Origin of the sequence: Candidatus Cybelea sp., from assembly GCA_036489315.1 — a bacterium.
Lineage (GTDB): Bacteria > Vulcanimicrobiota > Vulcanimicrobiia > Vulcanimicrobiales > Vulcanimicrobiaceae > Cybelea.
Genome location: DASXFZ010000037.1, coordinates 1 through 24,911, shown reverse-complemented (window position 1 = coordinate 24,911; position 24,911 = coordinate 1). Strand labels below are relative to the sequence as shown.

The window sequence follows — 24,911 nt, the reverse complement described above, 5'->3', positions numbered from 1 at the left end:
CTCCAGTTGTTCTCGCTCGTCGCGCGTAAGATTGAGGTCTCGCTTGGGTCGGCCACGAACGGTTTGCCTGGATTTCCTCACTTATCCAGTATACCAAAAGTCTCGTGTTATTGCAACGAACTTATAACTCACAACACTAGTCGAAGGAAGAGAGCGGCGAGAAAAGCCGCTCGATCTCGGCGCCGTCGAGCTTCCTCAAGGCCGATTCGTCGAAGATTCCGGCGGCGAGTTCGGCCTTGCGTTGCTGCATTTCGACGATGCGCTCCTCTACCGTTCCGGCGGCGATGAGTTTGTACACGAAGACCGGCTTGTGCTGGCCGATCCGATGCGCGCGGTCTGTCGCCTGGCGTTCGACGGCCGGGTTCCACCACGGATCGTAATGAATCACGGTGTCCGCGGCGGTAAGATTCAATCCGGTGCCGCCGGCCTTTAGGCTGATGAGAAAGAGCGGCACCTCACCCCGCTGAAATCGCTGCACGGGCGTCTCGCGATCGCGCGTCTCGCCGCGCAGCTCGACGAACGGGATCTCGCGTGCGAGCAGTTCGGGCTTGATCAGATCGAGCATCGAGGTGAACTGCGAGAAGAGGAGAATGCGCCGGCCTTCGTCGATGAGCTCGGGCACCATCTCGAGCAGTGCTTCGAGCTTCGCCGAGCCGCCAACGCCCTGCGCCGCCGACATTTTGAGCAACCGAGGATCGCAGCAGACCTGGCGCAGCTTGAGCAGCGCGTCGAGCACGACGATATGGCTACGCGCCAAACCGCGGCTGCGCAACGCATCGCGTACCCGCTCGTGCATCGCAATACGGATCGTCTCGTAGAGATCGCGCTGGGCGCCCTCCAGATCGACGCGGTTGACGATCTCGCTCTTGGCCGGAAGCTCGAGTGCCACGCGCTCCTTGGTACGCCGCATCAGGAAGGGACGCAGCCGCGTCGCCAGGACGCCCCGCCGCTCGGTGTCGCCGCGTTTTTCGATCGGCGTCCGAAAGGCGCGTGAGAAGGCGGCGCGCTCGCCGAGCAAACCCGGAACGGCGAAATGAAAAACCGACCAGAGTTCCTCGAGGTGGTTCTCCATCGGCGTCCCGGTCAGCGCGAGCCGCTGCGCTGCGCGCAGGCGCCCCGCGGCCAGCGCGCCCTTGGAGCGCGGGTTCTTGATCGCCTGCGCTTCGTCGAGCACGGCCATCTGCCACTCCTGCGCGCTCAGCGTCTCGATGTCGCGCTGCAGCAGCGCATACGTTGTGAGCACCACGTCGTGCTCGGGTATCTCCGCGAAACGTTCGAAACGGTCGGCGCCGGTGAGCGCGAGCACGCGCAAATGCGGAACGAAGCGCGCGATCTCGGAACGCCAGTTCGGCGAGACGCTCGTCGGTGAGACGATCAGAACCGGTTTTTTGAGGCGTCGTGCAGCTTTTTCGATCGCGACGTGCGCGAGCAGCTCGACCGTCTTGCCCAGACCCATGTCGTCGGCGAGCACGCCGCCGAAATCGTTGCGCGCGAGCAACTGCAGCCAGGCGACGCCGCGCTCCTGATACTGGCGCAGCGTGCCTTGAAAGCTTCGCGGCACGACCGCAGGCGCCATCGCCTCTTCGTCGGAAAGCGCGCGGACCAGATCGCGCAGGCGCGTGCCCGCGGCCCAGCGCACCGGCGTTGCGCGTTCGAGCTGAGCGATCGAGGAGATGTGCGCGGGCGTGAGTGCAAGCCGCCCCTCGCGGGTGAGCGGTGCGTCGAAGAGTTCCACCAACGCCGCCAGGAGCGGTGCGATGCGCGCTGCCGGCAGCGCGACGAACGCGCCCCCTCGCACGCGGCCGTACACGGTCTCCGCGTTGAGGTCTGCCAACTCTTGGTGCGAGCGAACGCCGAGCTCGCGCAGCGCATCGACGACGATCGGCAGCAGCGAGACGCGCTCTCCGCCGACGGTGATGCCGAGATCGAACTCAAACCAGTGGTTCGCGCTCGCTTCGATCTGGGCGTCCCACTCGCCGGCGTCGATCAGCTCGTACGGAAACGAGGGATCGATCTCAATCCGCCAGCCGCGTGCGCGCAGTGCCGGCACGGCATGCCCGAGAAAGCGCACCCAACGCTGTTCGTCGGGTACCGGAAAGCGTAACGTCGAGGAGCGGTGCTCGACGTACTGGATCTCCGGCCACCCGACGAGGTACAAGCCATACGTATCGAGCGCCGCTCTGGCTGCGGCTTCGAACTCGTCACGACGAGGCCACAGAACGATGTGACCTCTCTCCACCGACTCGAACTGGTCCGGCTCGTCGGCCGAGAGCTCGACGACGTGCGTACCGTACTCGAACGTAAGCTCGGCGACGGCCGCTGGGGGCGGCGCCGAGAAGCCGCGCAAGAGCAGCACCGGCACCGGATCGCGTTCGATGATGGTCTCAGGGGCGACGTCGAGCTCAAACATCGAACGTCACGACCTCGCGCACCGCATCAGGCTATCTTATCACGACGATATAGCCCTGGGAAAGTCGCCGTTCGGCCCCAAGCGCGCCGCTGAGGTGCGGGAATCCTCCGAAGCGCTCGAAAAGGGAACCGAGTGTTCGTCTCGCGCGGCGCGTTCATCAATTCGTCGCTTGGTCTCTCGGCGCTCGCAGCGGCGCGTTGGCCGGCGACCGCGCTCGCCGCGTCGCCGGGCACGACGATTACTCCCGTGCGTATCGACGCCAATCGCATCATCCGCACGATCGTCGGCCTGCGTCCGTATCGCTCGTCGGGATTCGTGCTGCGCGCGGAGTCATTCGGCTCGAAAGTGCTCGTGCACAACTACGGCCACGGCGGCGGAGGGTTCAGCCTCTCTTGGGGGTGCGCAACGCTGGCGGCCGATTTGGTTGTCGATCGTTCGCCCGCGCGCGCGGCGGTACTCGGCTGCGGCGTCATCGGCCTCACGACCGCCCGCATTCTGCAGAACCGGGGCTGGCAGGTGACGATCTACTCTTCCGATCTCCCGCCCGCGACGACTTCGAACATCGCCGGTGCGCAGTGGACGCCGACGACCGTCTTCGCGTGGGATGTGGTGAAGCCGGACTTTCTCGAGACGTTTCGCAAGGCGGCGCGTATTGCGAACCGGCAGTTCCAGCTGATGGTCGGCGACCAGTACGGCGTACGCTGGCTCCACAACTACGATCTCAAGCGCAACGCGCAGGCGACGGGCGGCGAGATCGACTACGCGCGGCGCGCCGGCATCGCGGATCTCTATGCCGACGTCGAAACGATCGATCCGGCAACGGTACCGTTCGTCGGCTACTCCGCCATCCGCCGGTTCGACACGATGTTGATGGAGCCGAACACGTTTCTGCCCGCGGTGCAGCGGGATTTTCTCTTACGGGGCGGCCATATCGTCGTACGCGCGTTTCGCCGGCCGGCCGACGTCGCGGCGCTCCACGAACCCGTCGTTTTCAACTGCACGGGCCTTGGCGCGCGCGACCTTTTCGCCGATCGTGAGATGGAGCCGGTGCGCGGGCAGCTCACGATTCTCGAGCCGCAGCCGGCGATTGACTACACGTATCTCGCAGACGGCCTGTATATGTTCCCGCGCAACGACGGCGTGCTTCTTGGCGGAACCTTCGAACGCGGCAACTGGTCGACCGCGCCCGACCTTGCGACTCAGGCGCGAATTCTAGCATCGCACGAAGCGATCTTCGCCCGATGAACGATAGAATGGAGTGCAGCGATGGAGATTCACGAGATCGTGTTGTCGGAGACCAGACCCGAAACGGAATGGGTGCGTTTAGGCCAGTGGGCAGCTGACCGAGGCGAAGTTGGTCCCGAGTGGCGATTTCGCGTCGCGCCGCCGGGCGAGGTACGCCGGCCGCTCGTTCCGGGAGGACGCCGTTATCGCACACGATGCGTTGCCCGCATTCACGTATCACGTGGGCGATCTGTTCGCCGTCCTCCGCCGCAGCTAGGAGCCTGCCGTCCTTAGATCGCGCGGGAGTGCTTCGCGGGTAGCCTGAACGCACACATCGTGTAGCATCCCGCGTAGATCGTTCCCTTGAGGACGACGGCCGTGGCCGGCGATGCGCCGTTGCCCGCATCGCTCCCCCAAACGATCGCTCCGGTCTTCTCATTGAGCGCCGTGATCGCGTGGTCGCCGTTGTTGCCGCCGCCGGCGTCGGTGTAGACGATTCCGTTGGCTACGGAGATGGCAGCGGTTACGCCCGTCGTTTGGGTCCAGAGCTGCTTGCCGTTGCGGGCCGAGAACGCGATGAGGCCGGTCGCATTGTGAAAGTCGATGAACACACGTCCATCGGCAGCCGCGAAGGCGTCGCTTGCAATATTCGGCAAGGTTTTCGACCACTTGACGGTCCCCCTCTTCTCGTTGAGCGCGACGAGTTTCGACGTGCTGCCGCCGGAGGCGGTCGCGTAGAGCGTGCCCCCGCCTTCGAACAACGAGGTGATGTACTGGGTCTGTAAATCTCTGCACCAGACGGAGGTGCCGGAGCTTGTGGCGAGCGCGCAGACGTCGGTCTCGTTGTGCTGGCTGCCTTGGCACGCGGCTGCCGCGAAGATGTATCCGCCGGCTGCGGGCAGCGGGAGGTCCCCGCCTGGGCCGGCATCTTTGCAGTCACTGGTTCCCGCATCTTGCCAGAGGACGTGGCCGGTCTTCGGGTCTACTGCCTGCGTGTACTCCGTGAAGTAGTTGTCGGAGAACTGGTAATACGCCACGCTGCCGGTCACTCCGGGCGACGTTGTTAGGCCGCAGTATCCCGCGACGCACAGTTGCGACCACATCAGCTTGCCGCTTTTTGCATTCAGGCCGCAGATGCCGGTCTTGAAGTTGCTGGGGCTGTTGTTGCTGCACGGCGTCAGAACGACGTTGCCTGAAACGGCCGGGACCGCCTCAAAACTGCCCCACGACCCGTTGAGGCCGACATCGGTCGCCCATTTCTGTTTGCCCGTGTTCGCATTGAGCGCAAACACCGACCCATTGGCTTGGTCTTGGTCGGCAACGTACGCGACGCTGCCGGCAACCACGATGCCGCTGGGCTGGATGATGTTCTGGTTATTCCAGGCGATTTGCAGCGTGGAGACATTCTTGGCGCCAATGACCTTCTCGAGCGGATTGAAACCGCTGTGCCCGGAGTCGTAGCCGTATTGAGGCCATGCCTGTGACTTTGTGGTGTTATCGGAACTCGCCGACTGCACGACGCCGGGCTGCGGCGGCAAGCCGCTGCCGGATCCGGCCGGCGCGCAGCCGCCCGCGGAGAGCAACGTGACGCCGAAAAGAAGAGAAGTAGTCGCAACGGTTGGTATGGTCCGCATGAAAAAGAACTCCCTTTCATAAAAGCCGGCCTGCCGCGATCTAAGCCCGCGGGATCAAGGCCACCGGACCATCGTAAAGGAATCGCCGGGCGCGCAGTATGGGTGGGCAACCCTACCCCCCGGGCTGCGGGCGTTAGCGTTCGGCGGTTACGTACGAGCGCAGTGCTCGACGTGAGGTAACGCCGAGTTTTAGGTAGACCGACCCGAGGTGCTTTTCCACCGTCTTGTGGCTGATCGAGAGGCTGCGCGCAATCTCCAGGTTTGAGTGCCCGCGCGCGGCCAGCACCGCGATCTCGCGCTCGCGGCTCGAAAGCGCTGACGTCTCGGTGGTGCCGGTCGAATCAAACGCGGATACTTTGTCTGCAGCCGTGCCTTCCAGGCGGTGCACGTGATAGGCGGCGCCGCAGTGGCGATAGAGCGAGAGCGCCCCTTCGGCATCGCCCGCCACCTCGAGCGCCGCCGCCTCGAGCAGTGGCGTGCGAAAGCGCCGAAAACCCTCGGCCGCGCCGAGCGCCAGGAGGCGCGCCTCGTCCGAGCGCCCGTCACGGAGGTGAGAAATCGCATCGAAGAGCGCGAGCGCCGGATCCTCGAGTGAATCCGCTGCGGTCTGCGTCGCGCGCAGGAGATACCCGCGCGCGCGCTCGCGGTCGCCGACCGCCCCGTACGAGGCGATGGCAAGCAGCGCGGGAACGTCGCCGCGAACGAGCTCGCAGTCGGGCAAAACACGATGCAGGAGTGCCGCGGCGTCGGCGTGCCGGCCGCGCCGTACCAGCAGCTCGGCAAAGCCAAAACCGCACTCGATCTCCGGCGCAGCGACGATCGTATCTTCGAAACCGTCAAACCACTTTTCGATCAAGCTCTCGTCGCCGAGATAAGCGCCGAGCGTTGCGCCGGCCGCCGCGGCAAAGATCGTGTTAACGCGGTTATCGGTCGTCGTCGGCACCGCCTCGACGGCCTCGCGCGCCCGCTTCAGATCTCCGCTCAAGATGTAACATAGCGCTGCGGTCGCGTGCGCGCACTCTTCGGCATGGCGGTTTCGCGATTCTCGCGCGATGCGCAGAGCCCGATCGATGCTCTCGCGCGCCTCCTCGTGCAGTCCGAACGCAGAAAAGTATTTTGCGCCGTTGTAATAGGCGCCCGCGACCGCGCCGTCTCCGTGCGCGCGCGCCGCCTCGAGCCACGCGGCGTGCTCGCGGCGGAAGCGATCGACGTCACCCAGTTCGGTCGCAACGCCGGCTGCGACGTGGTGGTAGCGGACGGCGATGTCGGTCGCGCCGGCAGCGCGGGGATCGAGCGCAACGAGATGCTTTTGCGCCCGCGAGGGAAATCGCAGCGCGAACGCCAGCCATGCGATGCCGAGGTGGAGTCGCGCCCGCGCGAGGTACTCGCTCGCGTCGAGGCGCGCCAGCATCCCTTCCAGCGGCGCGCTCGTATCGGCGAGGCCGATCGTGTAGGCAGTCATCGCCACGCGAACGCGGCACGCCGCCTCGCGTTCGAATGCCGCGGCTGCGCGAAAGCTATCGGCGGCCGCGCTGTACGTCGCTTGACCCTCCTCGGCCTGGCTCAAGACCAAACGCAGATTGGCGATCTTTTCCAGAATCGAGCCGCGCGTCAACGGGTCGATGCCTTTGGGTTCGAGCGCACGTCCGTAGAACGCGATCGCATCGTCGTGCGCGTACGTCCCTCGCGCCGCGTCGCCCGCCAGGTCGTTATAACGGGCGGACCGCTCGGCATCGCCGGCCGCCCACCAATGATAGGCCAAGGCCTCGATCGGCCGCTCGCCTTGGGGCGCGCTCTCCAGCGTCAGCGCGATTTTCCGGTGCAGCGGGCGCAGTTCCGCGCGCAGAAAATCCCCGCACAGCGCCTCTCGCGTGAGGCCGTGGCGGAAGCGAAAGACACCGGGCTCGATCTCGTCGATGAGCTGAAAATCGCGCGCGCGGCGCAGCGTCGAAAGCAGATGTTCGGGCTCGACGCCGGTGATCGTCGCCAGCAGGTCGAGCGAGAACGTGCGCCCGATGACCGCCGCCTGCGTAACGATGTCGCGTTCCTCGCTGCCAAACGGTCGTAACCGTTCGAGCAGCGCGGTGCGGACGCTGTGCGGGATCTGCCAACGTTCGCCACGGCTGCGCGCCTCGGTGGCTTGTTGCACCGCGTTCTTGAGCAGCTCTTCGGTAAAGAACGGATTACCTTCACCAGCGAGTGCAACGGCTTGGCGGATCTCGCGGCTCAGCGCAAATCCGGAGAGCGCCTCGTCGATGAACGTTCGCAGTTCGACGCCCTCGAGCGGCTCGAGATCGATGCGGCCGCCCTGCGCGTGGCGCGCGATCTTCGCGATGGCGGCCGTTGCCGGATGGTCGGCGTGCAGGTCGTCGGGCCGAAATGAGGCGAGGATGAGCAGCCGCATTCGATGCACTTGCGAGCCGAGATATTCGAGTAGGTCGAGCGTTGCGGCGTCGGCCCAGTGCAAATCTTCGATGACGATGACCAATGCTTTTCGCGCCGCGATGGCGGCGAAGCGCTCCACGATCGCCTCAAAGTACTGCCGCTTCGAATCCGCCGGGGGGAGGTGGGAAGCGGTGGGATCGAGGTTCGAGAGCGCGCTCGATATCGGCCCGTACGGGCCGCCGCCGAACTCTCGGCAGGGACCGAACGTGATACGCCAGCGAGAATACGTTAGCGAGCGGCAGAACTCGGCGATGAGCCGCGACTTCCCGACGCCGGCTGCACCCGCGATGAAGACGACGCTGCCGCGCGAGGCGCCCGCCTCGAGCCGCCGTTCGCGCAGATAGGCGAGCTCAGCCCGGCGTCCAACGAACGGGCGGCAGAGGACCGGTCGAACGATCACAATGAGACGATGATTGGCGGCCTTGGGTTTCGACGCCTGGAGCAAGCGGTGTTTGCGCTGCCAACGCGTCGAGTTTACTGCTGAGCCGCCGGTACTCTTCCGAATTAAGAGCAACGAACGCGCGGGCGCGTGCGTAATATCGCAGTGCGTCGTGAGCGGCGAATGCGTCGGCCGCCCGGTCGCCGGCGAGTTCGTTGTAGCGGACGCAGCGGACGGCGTCCCCGGCAGCCCACGAGTGGTAGGCGAGATCGTCGAGCGAGGCGGCCTCCGATTCAAGCTCCGCTTCGAGAGCGCGTCCAATTCGCCGGTGGATCGGACGGACGCGCGTCCCGATGAACTCTTCGTATGCAATATCCCGGGTTATCGCGTGGCGGAACGCGTACCAGTTGCCGGGCGAACTTTCGGGCACGACGAGTTGGAGGTTACAAGCTGCCTCGAGTGCTGCCCGAACGCGGTCCTCGTCAGAGGCCAAAACGGCGGCGAGCAGCGCCAGCCGAAACCGGCGGCCGATGAACGCGGCGCGCATCAAAACGATTCGTTCCGAACGACTCAGACGCCGAATGCGATCCAGCAACACCATGGCGAGCATATCGGAGGCGGGCACTCGATCAGGATAGAGCCTCGCGCGCTGGAGCGCTATGGGGAGGTCCCCCTACCTCTAGACGAGCCAGTCGAGCCCAGCGGGCGGTCCGAATCCCGGAACCAGGTAAGGAAAGAGCCCGGGCTTTACGGCTTCAGGCTCTTCTTTTCGTTAGTTACGTTTGGAAGGCTCCAGCCTACATCGGAGGCATCGGTTTGGCGCCCATCGCGGTCGCCTGCGACTTGCACATCATCTTGACGTGATTCTTAGCCATCATCGCCTGCTTTTGCGACTGCGACATTCCGGCGCTCTTGGCCATCATCTGAGACTTGGTCATGTACATTTTGGTGTTCATATTGACACCGACGACCGAATCGCCGGAAGCACACTTCGGCATCGCTGGCATCGAGGACATGCTGCTTTGGGCTACGCCCGGCAGCATGCTCGCAAAGAGGATGCCGACGGTGAGGACGAGCCCTGTCGTAATGGTCTTCATCTTTATCTCCTAAAGCAAAGAAAGGAGGTCGTGGGGAACTGCTAACCCTCTAGCTAATACGCCCGAAGAATCCTTTTGGATGACGGTTCGAAGTTGTCGGGGCGATCCCGAGCCTTCGGGATAGCTGCCCTTGCGGGCGTGGTCCTCGAGGAGACCGCGCAGGCCGCGATTCTTGCGATGGTCCGTTTACCGGCCTGCAACTTCTCGCGAGCAGCGCTACACGATTTAAGCTTTAAACCCCAGACGGATTTTATCGAAGGTTCCCTCAATGAGCTGCGGCGCGATGGGGTAGAGATCGGTCATGAAGCGAACCGTCAGTGCGGCTGCTCCTCAAAATGGAACGAACAATCGTTAAACGTGCAGCCGTTCAGATTATAAGGGCTGGTCGCCTTGTACACGATCGCGCAGCGATCGAACGTGCAGCGTTCGAACTGCTTTCCATCGAGCTGGACGCGAGCATTGCTAAAACGGCTTCCGCTGATGAGCGCCATAAGAACCGCCTTCCCACGGGCCCATTCGACGCCCGAGTGGCTGTTACTGGTCGAATCCCTGCGACGGCCCGGCGCGCTGGTTGGTCTGCACGTGCGCGTCGTGATCGACGAAGACGGTGAAAGTCTTGTCGGTTCCAATCGTGACGTCCCGGCCACGCACGAAGTTATGCGCGAAAAACCCTACCGGACCGAGAAGTACCCACGAGAGCAACGTCGCCGTACTTGCAGCGCCCTTTGTGTCCCCGCTTTCGCTCGCGTGGTTCGTCGTCGATAGCTGCAGCATTCCGCCGTCGGAACTATAGACCCAATCGACGCTCATGCTGATCTTGCCGCCGCTTCCGTTCCCCGAGGCGTGCGTGACCTCGGTCACGGTCGCATGGCCGTTTGCCCCGGCGGGGACGACGACCCAGCCGTCGACGGCGACCGGCTTCTTGACGACGATCGCGACCTGATCGTTGGCGGTCGCCGTCGCGGAAGATATTGGTTCGGTCAAGGCTACGACCACGGTGGTCCCGCCCGGGACAAGCACCTTTTCGGCGCCGCCAGGCTGAGGGGAACGCGCAGGAGCCGGCGGACTGCTTGGGGGCGTCTGCGCGCAAACCGGAACGAGCGAAAAAATGAAGACGGATAGGGTTGCCGCGCAAAGGCGTAACACGCGCTCTCTAATCGCGCGAGTAATATTTGACATATTTCCTTCCCGGCGAGGCCGTGCTTAGGTCTGGGCGGAGCTTCGCCTTAATAATTTTATCGGGGCCAACCCGAGCGAACCTTAGCCGGATTGCTCAGCGCTCCGGTGAGCGATATCGAACGCGCCCGGGGTCGAAGGTGCCCGGTCCGTCGCCCTTGTGCGCCAGCCTATGTCGAACAAACGTGCGGTTGCTAGCTACAGATAGGAGCGCCCCTCGCGTTTGAGAACGAATGTGCAATGCCTGAAGACCTTTTCTCCGCGTTTAAAGATCGGCAGCGCGAGATGTGGGCTTCGTTCCCTCCAACCGCAACGTTTACGACCCCACCGGCAGCGCATCTCGTGCGCTTCGCCGGTATTTCGCCGGGAGAAGCGGTTCTCGACATTGGAGCCGGAACCGGCGTCGTCGCGATTACCGCGGCGAACGCGGGAGCGCGCGTTAGCGCGCTCGATCTCACGCCTGCGCTGCTCGAAGCGGCGCGAGAAAACGCGCGGATCGCGGGATTTCCGGAGATCGACTGGGTCGAGGGCGATGCCGAACGCCTGCCGTATCCCGATGCTTCCTTCAACGTCGTACTCAGCCAGTTCGGACACATGTTCGCTCCGCAGCCTGACGTTGCAATGGCCGAGATGCGTCGCGTCCTCAAGCCGGGAGGCCGCATCGCGTTCGCAACCTGGCCCCCGGATCGACTCGTCGGGCAGTTCTTTGCGCTTATCGGCCGCAACTCACCGCCATTGCCGCCAGGCGTCGTGCCGCCGGTGCTGTGGGGCGACGAAAGCGTCGTCCGGGAGCGCCTCGCGAAGAGCTTCGACGAACCGGTGTGCGAGCGCGGCGTGATGGCCGTTCCGGCCTTGAGCCTCGCGCACTACCGCTTATTTATGGAGCGTTCCGTCGGACCGATGGAGAGACTCGTTGCAAGCCTGGCCGGCGACCCCGAGCGTCTCGCCGCGCTGCGGCGCGAATACGAAGAGATCAGCGCACCCTACTACGCAAATAACATTATCTCGCAAGAGTACCTCTTAACCAAAGCAGCGGCGAAAGCATAAAACGCGATGCGTACGGCCGCGATCGTTATCGCAACCCTCCTGCTGACGGCGGCCGCCAGTCCGCCGCCGTCGCTGCAGAGCCTTCTGCGCGATCGCGTGCGCTACGTCTTCGTCATCTACCAAGAAAACCGGTCGTTCGATCATTACTTCGGCACCTATCCAGGAGCCGACGGCATCTACACGGATGCCGCTCGCGCGCACGGCTTCTCGCAGTACAACCCAATCGCCAAACGCCAAACGACCGCGTTCCGCGTCGATACGCCCGACCTCGGACTGCTGAACAACGCCCGAACGCTCGTCGATGCCGGCATCAATGCGGGTAAGATGGACGGCTTTGTCGCCGCGGAGATCGCCTGGGCGCAGAAGATGCCGGCGAAGGCGCAGCAAGAGCTCGGCATGACCGGCCCGGCCGAACTCGCTTCGGTCGGCGACGAGTCGATGTCGCACGTCGATTGCGATACGATCCCCTACCTTTGGATGTACGCGAGCCGCTTCGCGCTCTTCGATTCGTTCTTCCAAGGAGCGCGCGCGCCGTCGGCGCCGAGCAACGTCGAGATCATCGCTGCACAGAACGGCGAGTCGGAGTATAAAAAGTACGGAGCCGCGGGTCCTCCCTACACCGCGGACCCCAAGGGAACGGCCGGACGGGGCGTCCCGATGTTCGTCGATCTCGATCCCGCTTGGGGGCCCTACAACACCAAAGACACCAGCGCCGAGAAACAGGTCGATCAAACCTACGCTAACGTGCTGCTCAATCTCGAGGGCGCGAAATCCGGCGACCTCAAGAACTACACGCAGGACATCGGCGACGACATCGCCTTCCTGCGCGGCAAAGGCGACGCCGCCGTCAACTGGACGTGGTATCAGCAGGGCTACAACAATCCCGCCGATCCCGGGCGCACGTCGCTGGTCACGCATCACCTCGCGCCGCACTACTTCGGCTACATCGCCAAGAACGCATCGATGGATCGCGGCGTGGCCGACATCACACAGTTCGATTCCGACGTCGCGACCGGTAAGCTCGGCGAGAGCGGACTCTTCTACCTGAAGGGCGGATTCACGAGCAATCAAGGTTTGCATCCGGCCGGCGCCGCGCCGCACACTTTTACCGGCGACGACGACCACCCTGGCGAGTCCGACCTTCAGGTCGCGCAAGCCGACGTCGCCCAGCTCGTCAACACGATTGCGCGCAGCAAGTACTGGAGCCAGTCGGCGATCGTCATCACCTGGGACGATCCCGGCGGCTACTGGGATCACGTGCCGCCGCCGTCGTGGCTCGTCTGCCCCGACGGCAATCCCTGCGGCAACGGACAGCGGGTGCCGATGCTGCTGATCTCGCCGTACGCACAAAACGCCGTCGTCCACGAGTCCGACGATCAGGCTTCGGTCATCAAGTTCGTCGAGCACCTCTTCAATCGCACGCCGCTCGCGCAGTTGCCGGACGAAGCGCGCTACATGCCGTTCGGCCCACGCGACGCGACCGACCAAACCGGCGATCTCTCCGGCGGCTTCGACGAGCAGCGCCTGCGCGGGGAAAAGCCGCCGATTCCGGCAGAAGAAGCGGTGATCCCCAACGACGTCGTGGGCGCGATTCCAAGCCCCTGGTCGTGCCGGTCGCTCGGCCTGCATCCGGTACCGCCGCCGCCCGGAACCACCGATGCGCCGCCCGCGGGTTTCAATCCGCGCGTGCTCGTCGTGCCGCTGCCATAGGAAACTGCGTCCCAAGGTCGATCTCAGCGAGGAAGGCTACCGTTAAGCGATGGACTCTCGAGCGCCTCGCATAGCCGTCATCGACGATGAGGAGCCGATCCGCCGTTTGCTCACGTGGGAGCTCGAAGCGGCCGGATTCGAGGTTCGCGGCGCCCGCGACGCGCTCTGCGGGCTCGAGATGGTTCGCGAATTCGATCCGTCGCTGATCTTGCTCGACGTGATGATGCCCAAGATCGACGGCATCAGCGTTCTGCCGCGCTATCGCGCGTTGACGCAGGCGCCGATCTTCATCCTCAGCGCCAAAGGGGAGACTGGAGATAAGGTGCACGGCCTCGAGCGCGGTGCGGATCAATACCTCGCCAAGCCCTTCGAAACGCCCGAACTGATCGCGCGAATCCGTTCGGCCTTGCGCCGGCCCCAGCTCGATTCACCCGAGTTCCTCACCTACGAGGAGCTCGAGATGGATCTGCGCCGCCACAAAGTTCGCCGCGGCGAATCGGAGCTGGCGCTGACCGGGCGCGAGTTCCGTCTTCTCGAAACCTTCATGCGCGAGCCGCACCGCGTCTTCAGTAAAGACGATCTGCTCGATCGCGTCTGGGGCTACGAATCCGAGGTCTCGCAGAACTGCGTTGAAACCTACATTTCGTACCTGCGAGCCAAGGTCAACGCAAACGAGCACGAGGCTGCGCTCGTGGTAACGATACGGGGCGCGGGCTACACCCTGCACTCGTAACGGCGCTTGCACCTTCCGACGCTCCGCAGCCGCCTAATTGCGTGGCACGTGACGAGCGGCGCGTTGATCGTCCTTTGCTGCGCGGCGTTGGTCGCGATCGTGATGAGCGAAGCCCTCTTCTATCAAGCGCGCCAGGCAATGAACTCCGCGGCGCGGCAGATTCCCGCCCTGGCCGCTTCGTACGATTGGCAGAGCGGTTCTCCCGACGATATCGACGCCTACTTCGCGGCGCGGCTGGCACCGCTGCCGGTCCGCACGCACACCGAACCATTCCCCGGAATCCACCATTTCGCCGCGCCGCGCGGGTCGTTTCGGGAAGGCCTGTTCGTGCGGCTGCTGATGGAACGGGTGCGCCCGCTCACGATCGTCTACGGCCCCGTCCGCACAACGATCTTCGTCAGTCCGTCGTTTTACAAACGCTTCGTCGGATATTACTTTGCGGCCATGGCGGTCATCGCGATCGTCGTGATCGTCGCCGCCTGGCGGATCGCGATCGTCGTCGCGTCGAACTCGCTCGATCCGCTGCTGCGCACTACTGCGGCACTCAATCGCTTCGGCGAGGGCGATTTCACCCCGGCTGCGGTTTCGACCACCGATACGAGTGAAGTCGGCGAGCTGGTGCAGGCGTATAATCGCGCCGTCGCGCAGATCACGCGCGCGCTCGACGAACGCGCGAAGGCGAGCGCCGAGATGCGCCAGTTCGTGGCCGATGCCGGCCATCAGCTGCGCACGCCGCTGACGGTGGTCATGGGCTACTTGAGCGCGATGGCCGCACGCCGCTTGAGCTCGGAGGGAGACGCCGTGCCCGCGATGCTCGGCCAGAGCCGCCGCATGAAGACGCTCATCGACGAGCTTATCCTGCTGGCCCGCCTCGAGGACGTCGCGCCGATCGGGGAAACGGTCTTCGACTTGAACGACGTCGTGCGTGACGTGCCGCACGGCTTCTCACTCCAAGATCAGCAGCGCCTCCATCTGGAGCTCGCAGGTGCGGCGGCGCCCGTTCGCGCCGCTGCCACAGAGCTTCGCGAAGCGTTGACGGCCGTCGTCGACAACGCGCTGAAGTACGGCGGGCACCTGCCGATCGCGATCCGTGTCCGCCGCGACGACGGCCTCTGCGAGATCACCATTACCGACGAGGGCCCCGGGTTCTCACAAGCGGATCTCTCCTCGGCCTTCGATCGCTTCTATCGCGGCACGGCCTCGGAAGGAATCGTTGGAACCGGACTAGGCCTGTCGATCGCCGCAAAAGCGGTGCAGCGAGCCGGCGGCTCGATCGAACTACGCAACAAAGACTCCGCCGGCGCCGCCTGCATCATCCGCATACCCATCGCCGCGTAGCCGGTCATCCGGCGGCGCCGTGCAGGCGTATAGAAAAACGTGAACCGGCGATGTTCCATTCTGGCAGGCATCCTAGCGATGGCGTCGGCGGCAAGTCTCCCCGCGCGCCCCGCGCAGGCCACGGTCGGACCGCTCTACTCGGCGGACCAGTGGATCGATGCCCGCGTCACGGCGCCGGACCTGGCTGGGCACGTCGTCGTTCTAGACATCTTCACGGTCGATTGCTCGAACTGCCAAAACGTCGTGCCCAATCTGCGTTCGCTCTATGCCAAGGATCGCTCCCGCGGCTTGCGCATCATCGGCATTCACGCGCCGGAGACCCCCGCCGAACGAGGACGACCGTACGTCGAGCAAAGCTTGGCGCGGCAAGGCGTCGTTTGGCCCGTGGCCATCGACAATGACTTCGCCCTCTGGAAGGCCTACGGCGCCGATGCGTGGCCGACGCAACTCTTCTTCGATCGGCAAGGGCGGCTGCGTAAGGTCATCGTTGGCGACTCGCAGGATGACCAAGTCCGTGCGACGGTCGAATCGCTGCTCCGCGAGAACGCCGCCGCAAACCAGTAGCTGCGCTCGATTTCCCGGCAACCTCCTCGGATTCGGCGCGACCTCCCGTAGCCGTGCCGGACTTGCGCATGTTAGCGTGATGATGGAAGCGCCGCTTCAAAGAGGAGGAGCCATGCGTCGTTACGCCCTCGCGATCTGCTCGCTCTCGATCGTCCTGGCGGCGGGCTGTGCGGCGCCCGTCACGCCCAACGTCGCGCAACGCTCGTCGGCGCGGCAGCCCAGCGGCACGAGCGGTTACACCGAGACGCTGCTTCACCGTTTCGAGAGCAGCCCGGATGCTGCGAGTCCGGAAGCCGGCGTCATCCTCGACTCGGCCGGTAATCTCTACGGCACGACGATCGAGGGCGGCGCGAATCAAGACTGCCCCGGCGGTTACGATTCAGGTTGCGGTGCCGTGTACGAGATCGATGCCGCCGGAAAATACCACGTGACGTACAGCTTCGCCGGCACGCCCGACGCGAGCGAACCCTTCGCCTCGCTGCTGCTCGTGCACGGTACGCTCTACGGGACGACGGCAGTCGGCGGCAACGTCTACACGTGCTTCGCGTACGGGGGCGACGGCTGCGGCACGATCTTCAAGATCGGCCCGAACGGCAAGGAGCGTCTGCTCTATCGGTTCCGCGGAAACTTTGGAAGCCGCCGGCCCGACGGCCAAGATCCCCAAGCCCCGCTCGTCGCCGATTCGTCTGGGAATCTCTACGGCACGACGGCGTACGGCGGCACCGATGAGTACGGCACGATCTTCAAATTGAGCAAAACGGGTAAAGAGACCGTCCTCTACTCCTTTACCGACGGCGCCGACGGCGGCCGTCCGTACAAAGGCGTCATTCGCGATGCCTCCGGCAACCTATACGGTGCCGCGTATGCCGGCGGAAACCCGGGCTGCGTCGGCGGCTGCGGGACGATCTTCGAGTTGAGCGCGAGCGGCACGCTGAGCACGCTCTATACGGCACGAGCGATGGCGGCAATCCGTACGGCGGCCTCATGATGGATCCTGCGGGCAACCTCTACGGCACGGCCCAGAACTTCGGCAACACAAGCTGCAATAAGAAGGGCGGCAACCCGGGTTGCGGTACCGTCTTTCGCCTCAACCGCAAGCATAAATTCAAAGTGCTGCACGTCTTTGCCGGCAGTCCCGACGGCGCGGTCCCCAACGAAACCTTGATTATCGATAAGCAGGGCAATCTCTACGGCACGACGTCCTTCGGCGGCGACGACACGTGCAACGGCGGTTACGCGTGCGGCGTCGTCTTCGAAATCGATTCGCGCGGCAAGGAGTCAATACTGCACACGTTCACCGGCGGAAAGAAGGACGGTGAAGTTCCATACGGCGGCGTCACGCGCGATGCATCGGGCAATCTCTACGGCACGACCGTGAGCGGCGGGATCGGTCCATGCAGTCAAGGCTGCGGTATCGTCTTCAAGTTGACTGCTGGCCGGACAAGCTCGCTCGCCTCGCCCTAAAAAACGAGAAGGCGTCCGCCTATATTGCAAGAATAAGATCGTCCGGCTGCCGCGTCGGCCTCACTACAAGATCGGCTTATGGGGAGACGATATTGAGACGATCTCACTTTTTGCATGCTCGCGGCCGGATCGCCGCGTGCGCATCCGCTTTTGTGATTCTCGCGCTCGCGGGTTCCGTCGCGTGGGGCAGCAAGTTGGTCCGTCAGGTTCCGCTCGATGCCTCGAAGATTCCGCAGTTCGCGGATAACCTTCCCGATTTTTCGCAACTCGGCCGGGTCAACGGCGACGCGCCCTACTCCGTGCGCTCCGAGGAGTTCCAGCAGAGAGTTCTGCCCGCATCGTTCTACCAAAAGCTGTCCGCGCCGTATAGCGCCGGCACGATGGTCTTCGGCTACGGCATCGACCAAGGCGATCGTCACTATCCCGCGCACGCAAAAGGGCTGTATCCGGGCTTTACCGTCGTCGTCAACCGCGACCGCGAAACCGTCGTCAGCTACCACAACGATCTCGTCGCCGAACCCAATCGCACCGGCTGGTTCCGCAACGCCACGGGGCCGAGCCTCGAGAAGACGTTCACGATCGATCAGAGCCTGCACTGGGCCAATCCAATGAACGATCCGATGACGGTCGGCGGCGACGGCAACCCTCGGGTCTATCTGGGCGCGATCGCGGCGGTGACCCATCTGCACGGCGCCGAAGATCCCTCGGCTTTCGACGGCGGCCCGAGCGAATGGTTCACGCCTGGCGCCGAGGGCAAACTCGGCGATGGCAGCCACGCCGGCAAACGCGGGCCCGGCTTCGTCTCGAGCACCTATCGCTATCCGAACGGTCAAGAGCCGGCGACGCTCTGGTTTCACGATCATACGCTCGGCACGACGCGCACGAACGTCGGCGCCGGCCTAGCCGCCTTCTATCTCATCCGCGGCGACGGCGACGACGGCATCGCCGGCCCGGGCAAGCTTCCCGGCGGCCGCCAAGAGGTCGAGCTCGTGCTGCAAGATCGCCAGTTCGATACCAACGGCCAGCTGATCTTCCCCGACGGCTATCCCCCCGGCCTCGACGGCCCGCTGCAGAATCCTAAGCTGCATCCTTACTGGATGCCCGAATTCTTCGGCGACGTCATTACCGTCAACGGCAAGAGCTGGCCGAAGTTTGCGGTCGCGCCGAAGCGCTACCGGCTGCGTCTGCTCGACGGCGCCTCCGTGCGATTCTTCAACCTTCAGTTCTGCGCGCGGTCGAAGGCCGGAATGGCGCGCGGCGCACACGGCTCGTGTCTGCCCGGTGAGAGCGTCGTTCCGTACTACGTGATCGGCGACGACGGCGGCCTGCTCAACAAGCCGGCAAAGGTTCAGAAGCTGCTCTTTTCGCCGGGCGAACGCTACGATATCGTCGTAGATTTCGCGCGCTTCCGCGGGCAGGCGATCACCGTCCGCAACGATGCGGTCACGCCCTATCCCAGTGCGTTTGCGAAGTTCACGCCGTCGCTGGAAGGCCGCATAATGCGCATCAACGTTGCTAACGCGAGCGTCCCCGACACCAGCTACAATCCCGCAACCGGCGCGCCGTTGCGCGGCGCGGGCAGCACGGTCGCGCCGAAGCTGGATCGGATCGTCCAGCTCCCCGGAACGCCGGGCGGCCTCGCGCTGCGCAAGCCGATCGCCGACGGCAAAGTCGTCCAAGTCTACCGTCAGCTGACGCTCAATCCGATCTTCAAGTCGGGCGGTTGCCACTGGCCCGGGGCCGGCAGCACCGACATGATCGACGCGATGATCCTCAACAACACGGGCTTCGCAGAGACGACAACCGAGCGGCCGAAGATCGGCAGCACCGAAGTCTGGGATCTCATAGACCTCAGCAACGACGACCACCCTATCCACATCCATCTCGTGCAGTTTCAGGTCATCTCGCGCATTCCGTTCGACCTTCAAGGCTACGGCGCGGCCTACTACAAGCAGTTCCCGGGCGACAAGTGCGCGCCGAACGGAGGACCGCCCAAGCCCTACAACGTTGCCAATGCCGCCGGCGCGCTGGGCGGAAATCCCGACGTCACGCCGTTCTTTCTCAAACGCGTGCAGTCGTATTGCCTCGACGATGGCGTCTACGACCACACCACGGGCCCGGCCCGTCCCGAGGAGAGCGGTTGGAAGGACACGGTGATCGCGGCCTGCGGCCACGTCACTCGCATCGTCGTGCGCATCACGCCGCAGGACCTGCCCGCGATTCGCAACGGCGTGGCGATCGACTACAGCGGCCAAAACGAGTTCGCGTTCGATCCGACCGACTCCGATCCAACGCACATCGGCAAGGGTGGATATCCCGGCGGTCCCGGCTACGTCTGGCACTGTCACCTCATCGACCACGAGGATAACGACATGATGCGCCCGATGCTGCCCGCGCCCTGACGTGAACGGCAACAGCGTTCATCTCCTGGTCGCTGCGCGTCCGCGCGCGGGCGCCGAAGACGCATTTTCGCAGTGGGCCTCGCGTTTGCAGAAAGCAGCGCTGGGGTTCCAGGGCAGCCTCAGCTGCGAGCTTTGGCCCCCGACGCCGCCCGATCAAGAGGAATGGGTGGCCGTCATGCGCTTCGCGACGCTCGATGCGTTACGCAGCTGGCGCGTCTCCGAAGAACATCGCGCGCTGATTGCGCAGGCCCAGCCGTTGGTCGAGGGCGGCCGTGTGATCGAGCTCACCGGCGGAGCCGCAACAGAGTTCTACGTGCAGAACAGCGCGACCGAAGTAATCGTCACCGAAGTCAAATCCGGTAAGGAGAACGACTATCGCGACTGGGCGAACCGCATCGACAAGCTCGAGAGTGCGTTTCCCGGATTTCGCGGTTCGTACATGCAGCCGCCCGCCGCCGGCGAAACGGCCTGGACCACGCTGCTGCGCTTCGACACGATCGAAAAACTCAACGCGTGGCTCGAATCGCCCGCGCGCGCGTCGCTGCTCAAAGACGCCGAAGACCTCGTCGAGCGCGTCGTCGCGCATCGCGTCGACACCTCGTTTCCCGGCTGGGTCCCCGTCAGCCCGGTCACCGGCAAGCCGCCCAACATGTGGAAGACGGCGGCCCTCGTGCTGCTCGGGCTCTTTCCGGTCGTCATGCTGGAGCTGAAGTTCCTCATGCCGCATTTACGCGGGCTCGGGGCGCTCGGCACATTCATCGGCAACGCGATCAGCGTCGGCTTGACCACTTGGCCGCTGATGCCGATTGCGATCCGCGCCTTCCACGGCTGGCTCTTTCCCGAGAATCAGCCGCGCTGGGTCGTTATCTGGAGCCCCGTGCTTTTGATCGCGTGCTACGCGATCGAGCTGCTTATCTTCTGGCGTCTGCTCTGAGGTTTTCTACATGAACTTAAACACCGTCACCGAGGTAAAGCGTCCGCGAACGCTCGAAGAGATTGCGGGCTGGCGGCCGGGCAACGCGTGGCTTGCGGGCGGCACGTGGCTCTTCTCCGAGCCGCAGATTCACACCGATACGCTGATCGATCTCGAAATGCTCGCGTGGCCGTCGCTCACCGTAAGCGATGCCGGGCTGGAGATCGGCGCGACCTGCCGCATCGCGGAGCTTTACGCCTTTGCGGCCCCCGACCCGTGGACCGACGCCTCCCTGATTCGCGAGTGCTGCCGCTCGTTTCTCTCGTCGTTTAAAATCTGGAACGAAGCGACCGTCGGGGGCAACATCGTGATGTCGCTGCCGGCCGGCCCGATGATCTCGTTGACGGTTGCGCTCGAGGGCGTCTACGAGCTGTGGCCGCGCGCGGGCGAGACGCGCCGCGTTCCGGCCGTCGAGTTCGTCACCGGCTCGCACGCAAATCTGCTCGCGCCCGGCGAGCTGCTGCGCGCGATCCATCTGCCTGCGAGCGCGTTTACCAAACGCCACGCCTTCCGCCGCGCCTCACTCACGCATCTGGGGCGTTCCTCGGTGCTGCTGATCGGCACGCGCGGCTCCTGCGATCTGCTGCTGACGGTCACCGCGGCGACGCTTCGTCCGGTGCAGATTTGCTTCCGCGAGCGCCTGCGCGAGCACGAGCTGCGCGCCGCGATCGACGCTGCGATTCCGCCCGAGCTCTATCTCGACGACGTGCACGGCTCCCCGGCACATCGCCGCCACCTCACCTATCATTTCGCTGCGGAAATCTGCGAGGAGCTCTTCGCTTCATGAACCTGAGGGTAAACGGTAAGTCCTACTCCGCGACGCCCGCGGCGGGGCAGTGCTTGCGCACGTTCGTGCGCGACCTCGGCTGGTACGGCGTCAAAAAAGGCTGTGACGGCGGCGACTGCGGCGCGTGCACCGTCTGGGTCGACGAGAAGCCGGTCCACAGCTGCCTCTATCCGGCATTTCGCGCCGAAGGGCGGAGCGTGACGACGCTCGAGGGGCTCGCGCAGCCCGACGGTACGCTGCATCCGATGCAGCAGGCCTTTCTCGACGCGCAGGCCTTTCAATGCGGCTACTGCGCCGCCGGGATGATCATGACGGGCGCCGCGCTGTCCGGCGAGCAGAGAGAAGACCTTCACCAATCGCTCAAGGGCAATCTCTGCCGCTGCACCGGGTACGGTTCGATTCGCGACGCCTTTGCCGGCAAGAAGAACGTCGCGCCCGATGCGGCGGGCAAGTCGAAGGGCGAGAGCGTCCCCAATCCCTTTGCGCGCGACATCGTCACCGGCCACGCCCGCTATACGACCGACCTTGCGCCGCTCGACGGCATGCTGCACCTCAAGGTGCTGCGCTCGCCCCACGCGCACGCCCGCATCAAGTCGATCGATAAAACCGCGGCGCTCGCGGTCCCCGGCGTCGTCGACGTCTTCACCTGGGAAGACGTCCCCCGCAAACTCTACACGACGGCGATTCACGAAGATAACCGCGTCGACCCCGACGACATGTACGTGCTCGATAACGTCGCGCGTTTCGTCGGGCAACGGATCGCCGCCGTCGTCGCCGAAACCGAGGGCGCGGCGGAAGAAGGCTGCCGCAAACTCGAGGTCGAGTACGAGATCCTGCCCGCGGTCTTCGATCCCGAGGAAGCGATGCGCCCGGGAGCGCCGCAGCTGCACGATAAGGGCGAGTTCTCTCGCGCGATGCATCCCGAGCAGAACATCTTTCTCGAACTGCACGGCGAGATCGGCAATGTCGAGCAGGGCTTCCGCGAGGCCGACGCGGTCTACGAAAGCACCTACGACGCGCCGCGCCAGCAGCACGTGCACCTCGAAACGATGCAGGCGATCAGCTGGCGGGGCGACGACGGGCGCTACCACGTCCGGACGAGCGTTCAAGGCCCATTTATCGTCAAGTCCAAGCTCTGCTTTATCTTCGGGCTCAATCTCGCCGACGTGCACGTCTTCTGCGAACGCGTGGGCGGCGGCTTCGGCGGCAAGCAAGATATGATGAGCGAGGACCTGCCGCTGCTCGCAACGCTCAAGTTGGGGCGTCCGGTCACCTGGGAGTTCACCCGCGAAGAGCAGTTCACCGGCGCGACGACCAAGCACCCGATGAAGACGCGGGTGAAGATCGGCGCCAAGAAAGACGGTACGATCACTGCGATCCAGTATCGCGTCGTCTCGAACACCGGCGCCTACGGCAACCATGGCGGCGAGACGCTTGCCAACGGCATGTCGGGCCCATGGGCGATCTACAAGTGTCCGAACAAAAAGGGCGACGGCTACGCCGTGTATACGAACTTGCAATGCGGCGGCGGCTTCCGCGGTTACGGTACGTCGCAGACGACCTTCGCGGTCGAGTGCGCCGTCGACGAGCTGGCGCGCATGCTCGAGATCGATCCCATCGAGTTTCGCCGCAAGAACGTGGTGGGGCAGTACGACAACATGGAGTCCGCCTGGAAAGAGGCCACCGACCTCACGATGGGCAGCTACGGGTTGGATCAGTGCCTCGATCTCGTCGAGGAAGGCCTGCGCAGCGGTCGCGGTCTTCCCAAGCCCGACGGCGAGCACTGGCTGGAGGGCCAGGGCGTGGCGCTCTCGATGCTTGATTGCGTCCCGCCGACCGAACAGCGCTCCGGCTCCGAATGCGAACTGCGGGAAGACGGCAGCTATCACTTTACCGTCGGCTCAACCGAGATCGGTAACGGACTGATCACCGCGCAGCAGCAGGTCGTCGCGCAAATCATGGGCTGCCCGACCTCGCGGGTGAGCATGCTCAACGCCGATACCGACAAGACGCCGTACGACAGCGGCACGTTTGCCAGCGTCGGCATGATGGTGCCGCTCAAAGCGGTCGAGAACGCGGCGGCCGCGCTGCATGAGAAAATCCTGAGCTACGCGAGCCGAACGAGCGGCGAGAAGCTCGAGCACTGCCGCCTCGACGACGATCGCGTCGTCTGCGGCCGGCGCAAGATCCCGCTGACCGAGCTGTACGCGAAGGGCACCACCGAAGGTGTGGAGTTCAACGCATTTCGCAAAGCCTACGGCTCCCCGCGCACGGTGGCATTTTTTGCCTACGGCGTGCGCGTAGCCGTCCATCGCATCACCGGCGAGATCGTCATTCTCTACAGTGTCGAAGCCGTCGACGCCGGCGTCGTGATCAATCCCCACCAGCTGCGCGGCCAGGTGGTTGGCGGCGTCGTAATGGGCATCGGCTACGCACTGCAGGAGAAGATGGTCTACGACGAGAGCGGCGCCGTCATCAATCCGACGCTGCGCAACTATCGCATTCCGGCGATCGCCGACGCGCCGGAGAGCGAAGTCTTCTGGGCCGATACGCACGACAAGATCGGTCCCTTCGGCTCGAAATCGGTCGCCGAAAATACGAATAACCCCGTGCCGCCGGCGATCGGCAACGCCCTGCGCGACGCGACCGGTGTGCGCTTCACCTCGCTGCCCTTTACCGAGGACCGCATCTTCGCAAAACTCAACGAAGCCTAAAAGACGAAGGGAATCAGCATCTTCGTGTGGGCCCGGTAGGCGGGATACTGCGCGGGGAAGGCCTCTGCCATCGTCCGCTCCTCGACCCGCGCGCTGTAGACGAAGTACGGCCCGAAGATGGGCAGCGCCAGCACCCAGGTGATGCTCTCCGCCAGCGCCGAGCCGGCCATCGCGAGTAGAATTCCGCTGTAGATCGGGTGACGGACGAACGCGTACGGTCCGCTGGTTATGAGTTCGGGGTTCGCTTTGCGCGCCATCGGCAGGCCCCAGTTCGAGCCGAGGTAGAACCGCGCGTAAATTGCCAGTCCGATGCCGAGCGCGCAGAGAGCGACGCCCGCGATTCCCAGAGGAGCATTGCGGTTCGCGAGGTACAAGGTCGCGTGGCGGAATCCGTGCGAGACATTCGGGAGCCGCAGCATAGCCAGAACGAGCACGACGACGATGAGGCGAAGCAGGACCCCGCGCCCCCATGCGCGGCTGCGCAGGCTCGTTTTTGCGCCGAGGCTCGAAATAATCCAAACCGCCACGAAGAGCAGCCAGAGCCCGGCAACACACCAGTAGTAGATCGCCACGCGGCAGTTTTCTTTCCCGGTCGCACCTAGCCTCGCGCCGAACGCTCCGGCACGGCGCCTCGGGCACCGGGGCGTCGTTCTACGCTCGGCGAAGTGGTGTCCCCATGGATATTGCCGGAATCAAACATCTCTTCGGCCAAAGGGTGCTTGCAGACGCGGGCAAAGAGTTTGTGGGAACGCTCGAGCCGATCGCCGGAAGCCAAGAGACGGTCACGCTCAAGCCGCTCGACGCCGCGACTGCG

Annotated in this window: 20 protein-coding genes; 12 read left to right on the top strand and 8 right to left on the bottom strand. The window is 64.4% G+C overall.

The features are described from left to right. Positions 1-136 precede the first annotated feature (136 nt). Positions 137-2,410, bottom strand: a complete 2,274-nt coding sequence (locus VGG51_08205) for a DEAD/DEAH box helicase (protein HEY1883008.1) — start codon at positions 2,408-2,410, stop codon at positions 137-139. Between the two features lie 132 nt (positions 2,411-2,542). On the opposite strand from VGG51_08205, the gene VGG51_08200 reads away from it, so the two are divergent. After that, the gene (locus tag VGG51_08200) at positions 2,543-3,655 is read left to right on the top strand and encodes an FAD-dependent oxidoreductase (protein HEY1883007.1); all 1,113 of its coding nucleotides are present in this window, start codon (positions 2,543-2,545) and stop codon (positions 3,653-3,655) included. Between the two features lie 269 nt (positions 3,656-3,924). On the opposite strand, the gene VGG51_08195 is transcribed toward VGG51_08200, so the two are convergent. The 6 genes from VGG51_08195 to VGG51_08170 all read right to left on the bottom strand — a co-directional run bounded on the left by VGG51_08195 (position 3,925) and on the right by VGG51_08170 (position 10,173). Then, positions 3,925-5,268 carry a PQQ-binding-like beta-propeller repeat protein gene (locus tag VGG51_08195; protein ID HEY1883006.1) on the bottom strand — a complete coding sequence of 448 codons (1,344 nt, stop codon included), beginning with the start codon at positions 5,266-5,268 and terminating at the stop codon, positions 3,925-3,927. A 133-nt stretch (positions 5,269-5,401) separates the two neighbouring features. Next, the gene (locus VGG51_08190) at positions 5,402-8,113 is read right to left on the bottom strand and encodes an AAA family ATPase (GenBank protein HEY1883005.1); all 2,712 of its coding nucleotides are present in this window, start codon (positions 8,111-8,113) and stop codon (positions 5,402-5,404) included. After that, positions 8,064-8,642: a hypothetical protein gene (locus VGG51_08185; protein ID HEY1883004.1), complete on the bottom strand. Its 579-nt coding sequence runs from the start codon at positions 8,640-8,642 to the stop codon at positions 8,064-8,066. The genes VGG51_08190 and VGG51_08185 overlap by 50 nt, the downstream gene beginning before the upstream one ends. 247 nt (positions 8,643-8,889) lie before the next feature. After that, positions 8,890-9,189 (bottom strand): hypothetical protein, encoded by a 300-nt coding sequence (locus tag VGG51_08180; GenBank protein ID HEY1883003.1) that lies wholly within the window; start codon positions 9,187-9,189, stop codon positions 8,890-8,892. Between the two features lie 314 nt (positions 9,190-9,503). Further along, positions 9,504-9,680: a hypothetical protein gene (locus tag VGG51_08175; GenBank protein HEY1883002.1), complete on the bottom strand. Its 177-nt coding sequence runs from the start codon at positions 9,678-9,680 to the stop codon at positions 9,504-9,506. A gap of 43 nt (positions 9,681-9,723) precedes the next feature. Next, positions 9,724-10,173 (bottom strand): hypothetical protein, encoded by a 450-nt coding sequence (locus tag VGG51_08170; protein HEY1883001.1) that lies wholly within the window; start codon positions 10,171-10,173, stop codon positions 9,724-9,726. A 432-nt stretch (positions 10,174-10,605) separates the two neighbouring features. On the opposite strand from VGG51_08170, the gene VGG51_08165 reads away from it, so the two are divergent. From VGG51_08165 to VGG51_08115, 11 genes are all read left to right on the top strand, one after another. Beyond that, a complete protein-coding gene (locus VGG51_08165) occupies positions 10,606-11,412 on the top strand; it encodes a methyltransferase domain-containing protein (protein HEY1883000.1) in 807 nt (268 codons plus the stop codon). Positions 11,413-11,418: 6 nt separating this feature from the next. Next, complete coding sequence (locus VGG51_08160) at positions 11,419-13,122, top strand: alkaline phosphatase family protein (protein ID HEY1882999.1); 1,704 nt, start codon at positions 11,419-11,421, stop codon at positions 13,120-13,122. A gap of 49 nt (positions 13,123-13,171) precedes the next feature. Continuing rightward, positions 13,172-13,855, top strand: coding sequence for a response regulator transcription factor (locus VGG51_08155; GenBank protein ID HEY1882998.1), 684 nt, complete (start codon positions 13,172-13,174; stop codon positions 13,853-13,855). 6 nt (positions 13,856-13,861) lie between these two features. Then, complete coding sequence (locus VGG51_08150; protein ID HEY1882997.1) at positions 13,862-15,193, top strand: HAMP domain-containing sensor histidine kinase; 1,332 nt, start codon at positions 13,862-13,864, stop codon at positions 15,191-15,193. Positions 15,194-15,232: 39 nt separating this feature from the next. Continuing rightward, positions 15,233-15,757, top strand: coding sequence for a redoxin family protein (locus VGG51_08145; GenBank protein HEY1882996.1), 525 nt, complete (start codon positions 15,233-15,235; stop codon positions 15,755-15,757). A 112-nt stretch (positions 15,758-15,869) separates the two neighbouring features. Further along, positions 15,870-16,745: a choice-of-anchor tandem repeat GloVer-containing protein gene (locus VGG51_08140; GenBank protein ID HEY1882995.1), complete on the top strand. Its 876-nt coding sequence runs from the start codon at positions 15,870-15,872 to the stop codon at positions 16,743-16,745. Then, complete coding sequence (locus VGG51_08135) at positions 16,742-17,221, top strand: choice-of-anchor tandem repeat GloVer-containing protein (protein HEY1882994.1); 480 nt, start codon at positions 16,742-16,744, stop codon at positions 17,219-17,221. The genes VGG51_08140 and VGG51_08135 overlap by 4 nt, the downstream gene beginning before the upstream one ends. A 152-nt stretch (positions 17,222-17,373) precedes the next feature. After that, on the top strand, positions 17,374-19,623 hold the full coding sequence (locus VGG51_08130; GenBank protein HEY1882993.1) for a multicopper oxidase domain-containing protein: 2,250 nt from the start codon (positions 17,374-17,376) through the stop codon (positions 19,621-19,623). Between the two features lies 1 nt (position 19,624). Continuing rightward, complete coding sequence (locus VGG51_08125; protein HEY1882992.1) at positions 19,625-20,557, top strand: antibiotic biosynthesis monooxygenase; 933 nt, start codon at positions 19,625-19,627, stop codon at positions 20,555-20,557. A 10-nt stretch (positions 20,558-20,567) separates the two neighbouring features. Beyond that, the gene (locus VGG51_08120) at positions 20,568-21,383 is read left to right on the top strand and encodes an FAD binding domain-containing protein (protein ID HEY1882991.1); all 816 of its coding nucleotides are present in this window, start codon (positions 20,568-20,570) and stop codon (positions 21,381-21,383) included. Beyond that, a complete protein-coding gene (locus tag VGG51_08115) occupies positions 21,380-24,097 on the top strand; it encodes a molybdopterin cofactor-binding domain-containing protein (protein ID HEY1882990.1) in 2,718 nt (905 codons plus the stop codon). Before VGG51_08120 ends, VGG51_08115 begins: the two co-directional genes overlap by 4 nt. On the opposite strand, the gene VGG51_08110 is transcribed toward VGG51_08115, so the two are convergent. Continuing rightward, complete coding sequence (locus VGG51_08110) at positions 24,094-24,669, bottom strand: isoprenylcysteine carboxylmethyltransferase family protein (GenBank protein ID HEY1882989.1); 576 nt, start codon at positions 24,667-24,669, stop codon at positions 24,094-24,096. The genes VGG51_08115 and VGG51_08110 overlap by 4 nt on opposite strands. Positions 24,670-24,911 lie beyond the last annotated feature (242 nt).

Coding starts and splice junctions, on each gene's coding strand:
- VGG51_08205 (HEY1883008.1), bottom strand. CDS start 2,410: ATGTTTGAGCTCGACGTCGCCCCTGAGACCATCATCGAACGCGATCCG.
- VGG51_08195 (HEY1883006.1), bottom strand. CDS start 5,268: ATGCGGACCATACCAACCGTTGCGACTACTTCTCTTCTTTTCGGCGTC.
- VGG51_08180 (HEY1883003.1), bottom strand. CDS start 9,189: ATGAAGACCATTACGACAGGGCTCGTCCTCACCGTCGGCATCCTCTTT.
- VGG51_08175 (HEY1883002.1), bottom strand. CDS start 9,680: ATGGCGCTCATCAGCGGAAGCCGTTTTAGCAATGCTCGCGTCCAGCTC.
- VGG51_08165 (HEY1883000.1), top strand. CDS start 10,606: ATGCCTGAAGACCTTTTCTCCGCGTTTAAAGATCGGCAGCGCGAGATG.
- VGG51_08160 (HEY1882999.1), top strand. CDS start 11,419: ATGCGTACGGCCGCGATCGTTATCGCAACCCTCCTGCTGACGGCGGCC.
- VGG51_08155 (HEY1882998.1), top strand. CDS start 13,172: ATGGACTCTCGAGCGCCTCGCATAGCCGTCATCGACGATGAGGAGCCG.
- VGG51_08140 (HEY1882995.1), top strand. CDS start 15,870: ATGCGTCGTTACGCCCTCGCGATCTGCTCGCTCTCGATCGTCCTGGCG.
- VGG51_08135 (HEY1882994.1), top strand. CDS start 16,742: ATGATGGATCCTGCGGGCAACCTCTACGGCACGGCCCAGAACTTCGGC.
- VGG51_08120 (HEY1882991.1), top strand. CDS start 20,568: ATGAACTTAAACACCGTCACCGAGGTAAAGCGTCCGCGAACGCTCGAA.
- VGG51_08115 (HEY1882990.1), top strand. CDS start 21,380: ATGAACCTGAGGGTAAACGGTAAGTCCTACTCCGCGACGCCCGCGGCG.